Annotated in this window: 17 protein-coding genes; all 17 read right to left on the minus strand. The window is 61.3% G+C overall.

Features of this window, described 5'->3' with window-relative positions; translation table 11 throughout:
• Positions 1 to 229: hypothetical protein (locus AC3WN8_RS29650; protein WP_492673132.1), on the minus strand; the 229-nt coding region annotated here is incomplete at its 3' end.
• On the minus strand, positions 229 to 438 hold the full coding sequence (locus tag AC3WN8_RS29655) for a hypothetical protein (RefSeq protein WP_492673133.1): 210 nt from the start codon (positions 436 to 438) through the stop codon (positions 229 to 231). The genes AC3WN8_RS29655 and AC3WN8_RS29650, both read right to left, overlap by 1 nt.
• Positions 438 to 1,763: a hypothetical protein gene (locus tag AC3WN8_RS29660; RefSeq protein ID WP_492673134.1), complete on the minus strand. Its 1,326-nt coding sequence runs from the start codon at positions 1,761 to 1,763 to the stop codon at positions 438 to 440. The genes AC3WN8_RS29655 and AC3WN8_RS29660 overlap by 1 nt, the downstream gene beginning before the upstream one ends.
• Complete coding sequence (locus AC3WN8_RS29665; protein WP_492673135.1) at positions 1,763 to 2,065, minus strand: hypothetical protein; 303 nt, start codon at positions 2,063 to 2,065, stop codon at positions 1,763 to 1,765. Before AC3WN8_RS29665 ends, AC3WN8_RS29660 begins: the two co-directional genes overlap by 1 nt.
• Positions 2,066 to 2,075: 10 nt before the next feature.
• The gene (locus tag AC3WN8_RS29670) at positions 2,076 to 2,693 is read right to left on the minus strand and encodes a phage adaptor protein (RefSeq protein ID WP_492673136.1); all 618 of its coding nucleotides are present in this window, start codon (positions 2,691 to 2,693) and stop codon (positions 2,076 to 2,078) included.
• Positions 2,686 to 3,492, minus strand: coding sequence for a hypothetical protein (locus tag AC3WN8_RS29675; RefSeq protein ID WP_492673137.1), 807 nt, complete (start codon positions 3,490 to 3,492; stop codon positions 2,686 to 2,688). Before AC3WN8_RS29675 ends, AC3WN8_RS29670 begins: the two co-directional genes overlap by 8 nt.
• Positions 3,474 to 3,770 carry a hypothetical protein gene (locus tag AC3WN8_RS29680; protein ID WP_492673138.1) on the minus strand — a complete coding sequence of 99 codons (297 nt, stop codon included), beginning with the start codon at positions 3,768 to 3,770 and terminating at the stop codon, positions 3,474 to 3,476. The genes AC3WN8_RS29675 and AC3WN8_RS29680 overlap by 19 nt, the downstream gene beginning before the upstream one ends.
• Before the next feature lie 49 nt (positions 3,771 to 3,819).
• Complete coding sequence (locus AC3WN8_RS29685; protein ID WP_492673139.1) at positions 3,820 to 4,770, minus strand: SU10 major capsid protein; 951 nt, start codon at positions 4,768 to 4,770, stop codon at positions 3,820 to 3,822.
• Positions 4,771 to 4,774: 4 nt separating this feature from the next.
• On the minus strand, positions 4,775 to 5,851 hold the full coding sequence (locus AC3WN8_RS29690) for a hypothetical protein (protein WP_492673140.1): 1,077 nt from the start codon (positions 5,849 to 5,851) through the stop codon (positions 4,775 to 4,777).
• 38 nt (positions 5,852 to 5,889) lie between these two features.
• Positions 5,890 to 6,126 carry a hypothetical protein gene (locus AC3WN8_RS29695; protein ID WP_492673141.1) on the minus strand — a complete coding sequence of 79 codons (237 nt, stop codon included), beginning with the start codon at positions 6,124 to 6,126 and terminating at the stop codon, positions 5,890 to 5,892.
• Entirely contained in the window at positions 6,123 to 6,314 is a 192-nt protein-coding gene (locus AC3WN8_RS29700; RefSeq protein WP_492673142.1) for a hypothetical protein, read from the minus strand. The genes AC3WN8_RS29695 and AC3WN8_RS29700 overlap by 4 nt, the downstream gene beginning before the upstream one ends.
• Positions 6,311 to 8,428: a portal protein gene (locus AC3WN8_RS29705; protein ID WP_492673143.1), complete on the minus strand. Its 2,118-nt coding sequence runs from the start codon at positions 8,426 to 8,428 to the stop codon at positions 6,311 to 6,313. The genes AC3WN8_RS29700 and AC3WN8_RS29705 overlap by 4 nt, the downstream gene beginning before the upstream one ends.
• Complete coding sequence (locus AC3WN8_RS29710; RefSeq protein WP_492673144.1) at positions 8,428 to 8,616, minus strand: hypothetical protein; 189 nt, start codon at positions 8,614 to 8,616, stop codon at positions 8,428 to 8,430. Before AC3WN8_RS29710 ends, AC3WN8_RS29705 begins: the two co-directional genes overlap by 1 nt.
• Positions 8,617 to 8,663: 47 nt before the next feature.
• Positions 8,664 to 10,157 (minus strand): hypothetical protein, encoded by a 1,494-nt coding sequence (locus AC3WN8_RS29715; protein WP_492673145.1) that lies wholly within the window; start codon positions 10,155 to 10,157, stop codon positions 8,664 to 8,666.
• Positions 10,130 to 10,582 (minus strand): terminase small subunit-like protein, encoded by a 453-nt coding sequence (locus AC3WN8_RS29720; RefSeq protein ID WP_492673146.1) that lies wholly within the window; start codon positions 10,580 to 10,582, stop codon positions 10,130 to 10,132. The genes AC3WN8_RS29715 and AC3WN8_RS29720 overlap by 28 nt, the downstream gene beginning before the upstream one ends.
• Positions 10,583 to 10,801: 219 nt before the next feature.
• Complete coding sequence (nusG, locus tag AC3WN8_RS29725) at positions 10,802 to 11,356, minus strand: transcription termination/antitermination protein NusG (protein ID WP_492673147.1); 555 nt, start codon at positions 11,354 to 11,356, stop codon at positions 10,802 to 10,804.
• A 3-nt stretch (positions 11,357 to 11,359) separates the two neighbouring features.
• Positions 11,360 to 12,085: a hypothetical protein gene (locus AC3WN8_RS29730; protein WP_492673148.1), complete on the minus strand. Its 726-nt coding sequence runs from the start codon at positions 12,083 to 12,085 to the stop codon at positions 11,360 to 11,362.
• Between the last annotated feature and the right edge of the window lie 239 nt (positions 12,086 to 12,324).

Here is a 12,324-nt window from a genome sequence, read left to right on the forward strand (position 1 = left end):
CGCCCGTCCCACCCGTGATGTTCTGAACCCGCTGGATCGCCTCACTGTCGGTCGCGTTCGTGCTGGTGAGCGTCTTGCTGCCAGAGAGTGTGTAACCCTCCACGCCATCCAACGCGCTGTCGGCGAGATCCGAACCGCCCTTGCTGTTGAGCTCGGTTCCCCACGTATTGACGTGTTGCCCGACTTCCTGCTTTTGGAAGCGGTTGCGGGTCGTATAGGTGTCAGCCATTACAGCGCCGCTCCTAGGGTGATGGGATACCAGTTCGTGCCGTCCGAATAGGCAGGCTGGCCAAGGTCGGTCAGGGAGATCAGCCCACCCCGATATTTCACGGGGTCAGGGAGATTGGTGCTTTCGCATTCGTAGAGCCGGACAGGCGCCGAACGTCGGTCCTGAATGAAGCGCTCGATGTCCCGTGGATCGTTGGTGAGCAGCGCCATCAGTAAGCCGCCACATCGCCGGACGTTAGCCCGGACACGGTCATGTTCCGATAGCGGATCTGCGCTCCGGTTCCCGCATAGAGATCGTAATGCGAACCCGAGAGCGTGCAGCCGTCCACCCAAACCTTCGTGGTGTTGAGCGACTGGACACAGGCATCCTGGCTATCGTCGGAACCAGCCGTTGAGCCGCCAACCACGCATTTGACGTTCCAGCTCTGCGCGGAATTCACATCGGCGATGACTGGGCCGATCGATCCTGAGTAGTGACCGTTAACCCGAACCATCCTGGCGGATTCGTGACCAGTCGTGCAATTGTACGTGTTGTCGGAGGCAGCCGTTCCCATGTTGTAGGCATGGCAATCGATCTCGACGATCTTCGGATCGAGCGCGTTGTTCGGCCCGACATGATAGTTGAACCCGTCACCAAGGCCGCCATAAATGCGGACATTCTTGGAAATCTGAAGCGGCATTCCGGTGTTCGCGATCGACTTGCCGATATTGAGATTTTGAAGCCTCAACGTGCAATCGACCATCACCAGCCGGCCATTGGTCGAGACGAGCGTATCGTTGATCGTCACGATGCTGTTCGATGCGCCGACGAAATCGACGTTCTCGACATACCAGTGCTTGTCGTGCCCCATCGTGAGGCCGGCGCTGTTGAAGATGCACGAAACATCTCCGCTTGTGCCACCATCGGGGGAGCGCTCATCCGAGAGGTGCACCCAGACCTCGACGTTGTCGGTGTACCAGCTTCCCGTCTGCGCCTGGCATTCGGCTTTGCTCGCCTTCTTCTCCAGAACCATGGGCAGGCTGGCGCCATCCGGCCATGACACGGGATAGCGCGCATCGGTGACAGCCGCGATCGTGCTGCGCGTCGCTTTGTAGGTCCCGGTCCCGTCCAACGTCCAAGATGTCAGCGGGAATTTGTTCGTCGCGACGACACGCCCGCCATTGGGAATGAAATTGATGTTCTTGTTGCAGGTCTGCCCGCTGAAGTGCTGGCCGAACGTATAGGTGCCCGTCTGAATGCGGATGTTGATGTCCGTATCAGACAGCAACGCCGCCTGCGTCAGCGCGTAATCGATTTCGCGATAGGGCTGGGCCTGCGAACCTGTGCCCGTGGCGTTGTTGCCCGTCGTGCTGACCCAGACATCAGCAGTCGCCGGGACTTTCCAGTCTGCCGCGACGAAGTTCGTCGTGCCGTCCGGATAGATCGTGATGGGTGGCGTCCAATCGAACCCGGCAGGCACCGACAGAGCCGACGTCGCCGCCTTCGTCCACCGCGAGAGATGCCCTGGCCCCCGGCCGCCCCAATGGACGGACATTAGATGCCTTCGCCTGGAGTGAAGTAGATCTTGCCCGTTGCACCGGCAGCGATCGCCTGGGCAAAGACGGCGCCACCCTTGGGCCCGATGCGCAACACCTCCGTCACACCCGGCCCGACTGGGATGCTCGTCGTCAGTGCGGCGACAACACCTGTCACGCCGAAGGTGACCCACACAGTTGCGGTGCCGTTGTTCATCACGCGCACGTCGAAATCGCCGGGCGATGTGCTCAGCGCGATTTCCTGGTTCGAACCAGACACGTCAATGTTGACCGTGGGACCGGTCGGCTTGAATGCTCTCATGTGGATTTCCTCAGACGACGACTGCGGAGCGAATGCGCTGTGGCGGGCCGCTGAACTGGTGGCGACGCCCGTCCTTGTTGATTTCCTCGATCTTCGCGGCGGTGCGGCTTTCCCAAAGGGATGCGGCCTGTTCATCGCGAAGGACCAGATATGCCTCGGTCAGCGTACCGGCGAGATACAGATCCGGGTGAGCCAGCAGCAGCCAGTTATCGGCGTTCGACGCGCTCAGCGGCGTGATTTTCTGCCAATAGGTCAGCTTCACATTGTAGGCGCTGTCCGGGGCTGGTCCGAGCAGCATGTTGCTGCCGACGATCGAATAGTTCTGCGGCTGTCCCGTATAGGCTGCGGCATAGTGGCCGCGCAGCACGCCTTGCGGCATGGGGCCAAGCACAACCTTCGGATCCACGTCGAGATAGGCGTTCAGCACGCCCCCGAAATCGGCCGGCAGCGCGATCGTCTCGGCCGCAACCAGTGTGGCCAGCGCCTGCCGATCAGGCGTGAACACCGTGCGGCCAAAGCGGCGTTCGGCGAACGAGATATATTGCGGGATCAGATTCGTCTGATCGTCACGGATAAGCCAGGTCGCGACCGCGTCGCAAAGCTCGGTGAAGGTCTGGGGGTCAGCCACTGGCCAGTTCCCCCTCTGCCCGATCCTCGATCTCTTCGGCCTTCAGGCGGAACTTGTCGCCACGGGTCTTCTGATGCTCGGCCCAGCGGTCCTTATGCGCACAGGCCGTCGCGTTGGTGATCACCATCTCGAAGACGTGGCCCACCTCCCATGACAGGGCGTGGTCGACGAACGGGCGAATGCCGGCTTCCTTGAGCTTGCGGAAGAAGAACACGTCCTCGCCGACCATGCCCACCTTGTTTTCGGTGGGCTCGAATTTGAACAGCGGGAGGAAATTGCCGTCCCCGTTCGCTTCCGCATGGTGCTGGAGCGCGTCGAAGATGCGCATGTCGAGCAGGAGCACCCCGAAGCCCAGATGCGCGCACGCCTCGACCTCGCCAGCGTCCGCCTTTTCCTTCGTGGTGTAGAGCACGCGGCTATAGCCATCCTCGCCCTCATAGGCCGCCGTGGGGGCCGTAGGCGTGAAGCGACGGGCATAGTTGCAGCCGACAGCCGGCAGGCCATGCGAGAGCAGCCGAACGAGCGTATCAGCCGGGAACGTGTGATCCGCGTCCAGGCACAGCATGTAATCCGCCTCCCAGCGGATTGCCTCTGCCAGCAGCCGGTGGCGGCTCTCTGTGAGCATCGAGCACGATACCATGAAGGTTTCGATCTCCAGCGGCACGGGCTCACCGGCTGCGTTCTCGATCGTCGCGCCAAGGGTGAATACCAGCATGTTCGCGAGCGATTGCGTGAACTTCGCCTTCGTGTCGCCATAGACCGGGATGCAGATAGCAATCTTCACAGGCGGCCCTTCCAAGTGCGGTAGCATGCGTTTACGGGGTCGTTCGCCCAGCGCTTCCAGGCCTGCGGATCGTGGAACCATCCTTCCGTGAAGGCGCGGTTCAACTCCGAATCCGGGATGAAAGCGGCGTGGCGGAAATCCTTGTCAGGCACTTCTTCCGCGATGATCGCGGCGGCCTGGATGATGCCGGATACGTCCTGACGCGTCTCGACGTAGGTTTTTCCGTCTTCCTCATGGTAGATCAGCTTGCGCCGAGCATCCGGGAGGATTTCGAGTAGAGCGGATTTGCTCATAGAAGCCCCAAAAAAGAGGGGCGGGCCCGAAAGACCGCCCCTGCCCCCGTTACGAGGTCGTCAGATCCGCGATGAGCGCGTGCGCATCGGGGTGACGCATCTCCAGCGTGTATTCGGAGATGATATCGCGGGTGACCGCATCGCCGACGCGACCGATCTCCTGAGGCTCGAACGAGCGAAGGAAGCTCACCGCCACCTTCGACGTATCGACCACCCAGGCATCGCGGCCACGCTGCGTGCGGTTCGGCATGATCTTCAGATCGCCGAAGTCGGACGAATAGAGCGACGCGGCGCCCAGGATCGTCTTGTTGGCAACCATCGTCTGCTGCTGGGTACGACCAGCGAAGCCGGACACGATCTGCTTGTTGAACGAACCGACCAGCACCAGTTCGGGCTCGCCGCCATCGTCGAACGCGTCTTTCACCGCGTCCTTCAGCATGGCTTCGGTCAGGGTCCGCAGACCCGCCGCCGTCTCGTCCGTCGCTGCCGCCGTCGCCGCGGTCGAATCCGCACCGGCCGCACCACGCGAGCCGTTGCCGGAAATCCACGCATTGAACGAGCGCAGCTTGCGTGCCGTGGTCGTGTCGCCGGCCACCTGCCCTTGGTTTCCCAAGAGAATGGCTTCCATGTCCTTGCGGAGCGCCAGGCTCTTCTTGGACATCTGATAGGCCATCATGTCGTCGATGCCGGCGGGGTTGGTCGCCCGCTGCGTGCCGGTCACGGTCGCGTCGCGCGAACTGATCTGGCAGTAGTTCTGCTTGCGCGCCGGGTTGGTGGACGCCGCACGAGACAGCGCGTCACCTTCGAGGCGAGCATTCGACGTGTTGGTGGTGTCGATCGCGTCGGTGGACCATTCGTGCAGCACCGCACTCGCTTTGCTGCGAGGAACGGCGGACATGAACGGCGTGTCGACGGGCGAAATGCGGTAGACCGCATCCGCGAGATCTTCGCGATTGGTCGTGACGTCATAGGTCGCGACCGCGTTGGTAACCTTTACCATGGCGTTAGCCCTTCAGAAAATGTTTGAACACCGCGGCCCCATCCTCGATGGAACCGCTCTTGCGGAGCCGGGCGAAGTCCTTCTCGCGTCTCGCGTGCTCGACGGCTGATCGTGGCGTGGTTACGCCGGGACGAACGGCAGGCTGGGCCTTGCGCGGCTCGGGTGCGGGCGTTTTGCCCACCTTCGCCTTCGCGGCCTGGAGCTTGTCGTACTGCTTGGCCTTCCAGAGAATGTGCCATTCCATGTCCGACACTGGCGTGTCGAAAACGTCCTGTGGCGCCCCCGCACTCATCGCGTACTCGATCAGGTCTTGATAGACCGCCGGCAGCTTTTGCGGGTTTGCCGCGTCCGGGACATCCTTGTGAAAGGCTGGCCGGGCGTACTCATTGATCTGCTGGGTACGGGCCATAATGGCCTGCTGTTGCGCCTGCTCATGCTGGGCGACGGCGTTCAGCCGCTGCTGCGTGAGCTGGTTCAGGGCATTGATGGTCTGACCGTACTGGGCCTTGGCTAAATGATAGCCGTCCGGGTCGTAGTCGCTTGAATTGGCGTCGAGCATCGAGATAGGCGGCTCTTGCGGCGCACCGATCAGGCTCAACACCTGATCGATCGCCTGGACATGCTGTTGCCGGCTATTCTGGGCCTCGATGAATTGCGCTTCGGCAGCGCGCCGCATGTTGGCCGATTCCTGAAACTTCTGGTTGACCGCTCGTTCGCGCTCTCCCTCACGTTCGGCAATGAATGCCTGCGTTTCGGGTGGGAGCGTTTCCCAATGTTCGGCCTGCTCTTTACCCCATGATGCGGGCATTTCGACGTTGCCGGGCTGGGCCTCTTCTTCGGCTGCCCCGTCGTCCTGCTCGCCATCGTCGCCCGCTTCGACTTCCGTCTCTATGGGCTCAATCTCGGTGGCTTCTTCGGCTTCGGGCTCATCCGCTTCGGCTTCCGCCGCAGCAAACTGCCCCCTTTCATTGCGCTTCGGTTCGATAGGCTCGGCTTGTCCGAGAGCTACTTTGAAAGCATTGGCCGCTTCAGCAATACCGTCGCTTTCCGCTGCCATAGGCTGGGCGGTGTCGGTCATCATTCACCTGTCATGTAATGCCCGATCCCCTCGGGCTGGGGTCACTTTGTGCGCCGCAGCGCCGTAAGGTCGTGGCTCGCGGTGGAGAGCATCCACGTCTTGAGCCGATCCATGATGTTCACTGCGCGCCATAGATTGTCGCGCTCATTGGCGTCGAAGGTGCGGCGCCATTCTGCGATCAGGTCCGCCTCAATCTGGGCGAGCGCATCCCTGACGTTCGGGTCATCGAGCAAGGCTTTGACGGCGACGGCGCGTATTGCCCGCTGCTCGGGGGTCACCACTCGTTGTCCCGGCCAAAGCCCATCGGATTCGGCGCACGCATGATCGGCTCACCCGATGCGTCTAGCAGACCTGTATCTGCCGCCTCGTGATCGGCAACGGTGAGCGACGGGATCAGAGGCTCGTCAAGATCGATCCAGTCAGCGCGGGGCTTGAGCGCTTTCGGGCGGGTGAAGTAGCGGCTCACTTGTCCAGATCCCCGCCGGGTCGGTTCTGGCTCAGCTTCGCGTCATGATCGTTCGCGTTGCGCTGGGCCTGCAATGCACCTTCCTGTCGCATCTTCTCGCGCGCCAATTCGATTTCGGCTGCCGTCTTCATGCGGTCATTATCAAGCTCAGCTGCCGCCTTATCGCGCTCGAACTGGAGCCTTGCGCTGGCTTCTTCGCGCATCAGCTGGATCTTCGCGGCAGATTCCTGTTGCGACAGGGTAAGCTTGGCCTGAGCCTCCTGCTGGGCAAGCTGTATCTTCTGCGCACTCTCCTGTTGGCGAGCCTGCTGGTCCTGCTGTTTGAGCTGCAGTTCAGGATCAGGCTGCGGCTCAGGGGGCGGAACGGTCTTCGGATCCACGAGGTAATCCTCGACGTTCTTGATCCCCAGCGCCGACAGCTTGCGCTTCAGGGCGTTCGAAACCTTCTCCGCGTCGACGAGATAGGCGTACGGCGTGGCCTGAAGCTCAGCCATCGTCTGAAGCAGCGAATCCGCCTGTGCGATCTGCTCCGCCTTGTTGCCGATCCCCAGCCCGGCGCTGATCTCCAGATCCATGTCGGGGCTCCAGCCCCGTGGGTCCATCGGAATGAACTTGTTGCGCAGCCGGACAAGACGTTCCTTGGGCTGATGCGCCACCAGAAGCTTGAGAACCAGCTTGAACAGGCGCTTCACGCCAGTCTCGGCGAAGATGCGCGCCACCATCTCGGCGCGCTCGTTGCGGCTGTTCTCGTCGATCGCCGCCTGTGTCGCCGTATCCGGGCTGTTCTTGCGCAGCGCTTCGGCGTTGAAGCCATTGCCCTTGCGCTGGAAGCCCGTCCGCTCCTCCGTCTCCTGCTGGATATAGTCGAGCATCGGGAAGCTGTGCTGCGCAGAGAACGGCACGACGGACCAATCCAGCGTTCCGGCCTGTCGAATGCGGATGGCCGCACCCGGTGCCGTGCTGCCCAGGTCGTCCATGGTGCTGTCGCCAACGCCGCCTTCGTTTATCACAGGACGCGGGTTGTTGGACTTGTACAGGTTATCGAGCGTTTGCCGCTTGACCGCGGTTGCCACCTTCTGGCCTTCGAGCGACTGATCCGCCGTCGAAAGCCCATAGACCTTGTGTGGCATCGGAACGGGGCAGATGAACGCGAACGGGTTGTCGTCGACCACCTCATTCAAGAGGATCACCTCATCAACGCGGACGACGCGCCGCAATTCCGAGATGCCGTCACCATCATAGTCAACGCGCACATATTCATCGAGAACCGCGATCACGTCCTGGCTGGGGTCGTTCGAATTCTCGTCGCGATTGCCCGAAGACCAGTCCTCGTCACGATATCGAGCCTGCGATCGCGATTCCTCGTTGGTCGAGCCTGCATAGGCGGGCAGGCTTTCGACAATCTCCGGGTCTACGCCCATCTCCAGAAGATCGGTGCGACGGAAATCGGTTGGCCGGTGCGCGACATAGATGCAGTCGAGCGAACGCGCATAAGGCGTGATCAGGAATTCTTCGGGCGGAACGTTCTCGATCTTCACCCGGCCATCAGGGCTCGGAACCTCGTGTGTGATGACATAGTGCCCCTCGGGCGCCATCTCTTCGGAGAGATAGCCCTCCTGCTCGCGAGCCGCCTCGATCCCAGCCGCATCGACACCGTATTGTCGCTGCTCCATGCGGCTCTGATCTTCCCACCAGACCTTGACCACGCCGATCTTGGTCAGGAGCGCATCCTTGAACCAGTGATGGAGGATCATGAAGCCGGGGTTGTCACAGTTGATCACATAGTTGACGTATTCGGTCGCCTGCTCGGCCTGCTCGATATCTTCGGGACCGCGTGGCGTGAACGAAACGACCTCGTCGGCGGAGACGAACGGCTTGAGAACCGATGCCAGGCCATTGTCGACCATGATCGCCACGGTGTTGTCGACGACGGACGAACACCCTTCGAGGGCCGGCACGTCATCCATGCGGCCATAGTAATAATCGATCGCCCGCGCCTGCTCGTTGGCGATCTCGGAATTGTAATAGCCGACAGCGCGCATCTCGTGCTGCGCCAGAAGCGATGCCAGCTCGTTGTCGTCCATCGCCTTGGGCGATGCGGCGGCAGAAGCCATCAGCCCTTCAGCTTCTCGGACATGTGCTTCAGGCCGGATTCGAGCGGCCATGTGGCGATGTCAGACCAGTCGTCGAAGCGGGATTTATAGGCGGCAATGATTTGCGCCAGATGATCATGTTCGTATCCCCCGCGCGCGTTGGGAGTGGTCTCCGTCGCGAAGGGCGAACGGCTATCTGCCATGGCCATCGATCGGCTCATATCGCCTTCGACGCGAACCGTGCGCTTTCCTCTGGTCATACAACCCACCTCGTATTTGGCTTGATCGGCTTGCTTGCCGTGACAGGCGCGGGACGGATCGCCGCGCTCTCGAATGACTTGTATCCGTGGCTGAACTCGTCATGCCGGGGGCGATCCTTGAAGACCCCAAGCTTGTCGTCCCAATCTTTCCGGTAGTTATCCAGGCAGGTGATCAGACGGGCACAACGCTCTTCGTCGATCCAGACCTGAGACAGAAACGCCCTGCTCGCCTCAATGCCGTCGCGTTCTTCAGCGATGCGGCGCAACACCTCGACGGGCCTGATCCCCGCTTCCTCCGCGCTTTCCCGCGCTGTCTTTGCCACCACACCCAGCCGCCGATGGTCCGCGTCATGCGGCATGTAGTGGCGGCTGTAGTTGTAGCCCTTTTCACCCAGCTTGCGGGCATAGAAGCCGAAGCCCTCCCCACTGTCTTCCAGATAGTCGATCGCCCGACGCTCCATGCCCACGTCCTGCCAGAACGTGATGCACATCATGTCGTTGATGCCGAGATCCCACGTTGTGTAGACCGGCGCGTCGAGGATCGGGATGCGGCAAATCCGCCCCTCACTGCGAAGCTTGGCCATCTGCCGGGACAGGTACGCGCCCTCGATACTGGCCTCGAAAGCTTCCTCAGGGGTGGACGGAAACTCGCGCTTCATGTCCTCGCCCTGCTGCTCGGACTTCTTCACGTACCAGCCGCGTTGCTGCCGGGTCAGGACGATGCCCATCCCTTCGAGCTTGGCGAAATATTCCTGATCCTGCGTCGTCTCGCCGACATCCTGAGCAAGCTGATACTCGGGACTGGTGAACCACGGGGCGAAGTGAAACTTGAAATCCAGCGGGGTCAGTTCGACACCTTGCCGCTGCTTGTCCTGTGCGGCTTTGCACATCTCGTAATAATGTCCGGCGTGCCCTTCTGCCGTGCTCTCGACCGTGATCCGCTGACCAGCCTGGACGGTGTTGAACGCCCCCGACTTGACCTCTTTCGCCTTCTCTGGCCACTTCGCGCAGAGCTTGCCGTATTCGGACACATGCAGGCGCTGGAATGTGCCAGACCGCAATGATGTGCCAACGCGGATCGATGACCCGTTGGAGAACTTCAGGCTCTTGGCGCTATCCTGCTCGGCGCTGACAACCTTGTGAAACTCAGGCGGAAGCTCATCATATGCGAACTTCACCTTGTCCGCGAAAAATGCCTCTGCGTCCTCTCGGGTGTGGGCGATAATGCCCGCCGCCGTGTTCGGGATGAACAAGCAGTCGTCCAGCATGTCGAGCTGAATGACTGTGGTGAAGCCCTTCTGCCTCGCCTTCAGGATCAGGTCGAAGCCGTGACGCTCCGATAGGAACCGCTCCTGATCCGCGTTCATGCAGAACGGGACAATGCGCCCGTCCTTGTCCTTGATCCGATAGAAACCGTCGCGCAGTCTCGCCAGCTTGTCCGGCCAGCGCTCGATGCACGCCTTTACGAAGCGCTCTTGAACCCCAGCCACGTGGCCGCCTCATCTGATAGACCGTGATTGACGGTCAGGGTTTGAGCTTCGCCATACTTCTTGGGCTGGAGCTTGCCCGCCATCCACTTGCGAGCATCAACCCGGAGACGGGAGCGCTGGAGCGCTTCACCATTCTCTTTCCAGCCGATGTTCTCACCTTCGCTGTCTTTGCGCTCCATCCAGTCGTTCGTGCCGTCGTCGGCGATGTCCAAGATCTCGTCGAACAGGGCGTCAGCCTGAGATTCCCTCGCGCGCGCGTACTGCTCTCGGAATGGCGCGTTTGCATCTGCCGCGAGCCAACGAAAGACCGTCCCCTGGCTGGGCATGTCCTCATCAATGCAAATCGACCGCAGGCTTTCACCCTCTGCCAATCGATCACAGATGCGCGTCGCGATCTCCTCGCTATATTTCGAAGCTCTTGGCATGATCCCTCTCGTTTCCGCTGCTCATTGGCTGGGCGGGCTTGAGGTTGGTGATGTTTCCCCGCCACTCATGCGCTAGCGATCCGTGGGGAGGATCGTGAATCGCTGCTGCTGGTGGCGGGGTCAGGAGGCTTTCGCGCCCTGAAGCTGAATTGCGGTAGCACTTCGCGGGAAGCGCATTCCCGCTGTGGGTGCGCGGGCAGTCGAAACCAGCATCTCGCGCTATGCCGCTTGAGCGGCGGTGTCCAAATGGACTGCCGAAGTATATGCATTATCTGCACGTAGAAGAAAAGCTGAAATCTTCACTGGCATGCGAGAGCCTGGGAACGTCACCAGCGCATATTGGCCGTCATCCATTTCGATGATCCCGGACATGCCGCCGAAGATGCCTTCAGGGATGCGAACCCGATCCCCCCCCTCGAATGGGATGCGCTTGTGCTTCGGCACGGTCTTGATTTCTTCAGACCGCAGAGGCTCAAGCGCGGCGTCCGAAACAGCCGGATATCTGCCGCAATATCGGAATACCGAGAAATCGGGGTGATCCTTCAGCGTTACGTCGGCAAGGCTCGCCAGATCGGTCAGATGCTCAGCGCGCGCGAACACGAACGTGGGCATCAGCGGCACGGGCTTTTCCGTCTGGGCTTTCGACCGTGGCGCGCGAATGGTTCGCGTCTGTGTCGGTGTCCATGCCTCGAAGCCATGATCGACCAGCGATTGCGCAAGGCTCAACGTGCTGCGGCCCGCTGTGCGGAGTATGATCCATGCCCCCCGGCTCATTTTTTACGCCCTTCCCAATGCTTGGCCGATCGATCCCTTAGTGGCAGCCGCTTTCTGCTGGGCGACGATGCGCTCCGCTTCCTCGCGGCTGATCATGCATTCGGTCATATATTCTTCGACTGTGGGGACCGTCTGGGGCCGCGTCGATGATGCACCGGGCAGGCGAACGCCGTATTCAGCAAGGATCGCTTCCGTCTCACCGGGCTTGGGCCGCCACTGCTTGGGCTCCTCGGGCTTGGCCAGTGCGGGCTGCTGCCGGCGGTTGATAATCACAATGATCCGGTCGAGTTGCTTCTTGAGCTTGGCGGCTTCGGGATCAGCAATCGCGCGAATTTCGCCGACGCTGGGCATGAAACCGCGCTCTGAGCGCTTCACCGCTTCGTCGATCGCGGTTTCCAGCACTGAATGCGGAAGGTCCGCCAGCAAGCGGCCGGTTTCCTTCAGCCAGTCCGTTGCCTTGAGCGATCCGGCATGGCTGTGCGAGTTCCATAGGGCCTCCAGCCGTTGGGCCAGCCAGCCCTGATTGACCGGGGCCATGCGCTGGCGGATCAGGGCAATCAGCTGCTCGGGCTCGATCTTGGCGTGGGCCAGCATCCGATCGGCATATTCCGCATACCAGCCGTTCGGGTGATACGGGTTATCGGCTAAAGCCGAGCTGGCGCATGGCGGCATCCATGTCGTTTGCGCGCTGGGCCGGCGCTCCCCGATGACTGCGATTTCCATATTCATCCGCGTTTCCGATCCATGTTCGCCAAGCGGCTTGCCAATCCCGTTTCAGCCCCCGGCTTCCGGAGGCGGCGGCCCAATGATCCCGAAATTTCGAGAGTTCCCGCTCCATCCGGCCCGGCTCCCAGGTGGCCACGATCTCGTACGCAGTCGTCCCGACGCAGAGCGGTTGAGGTTCCCAATTGCTTGGCAAGCGGGTGTCCTTACGCGTGTGCGCGATATCGCTCGGGGGGGTATGCGGG

The organism is Sphingobium sp. FW305-3-2-15-F-TSA7 (assembly GCF_058787155.1).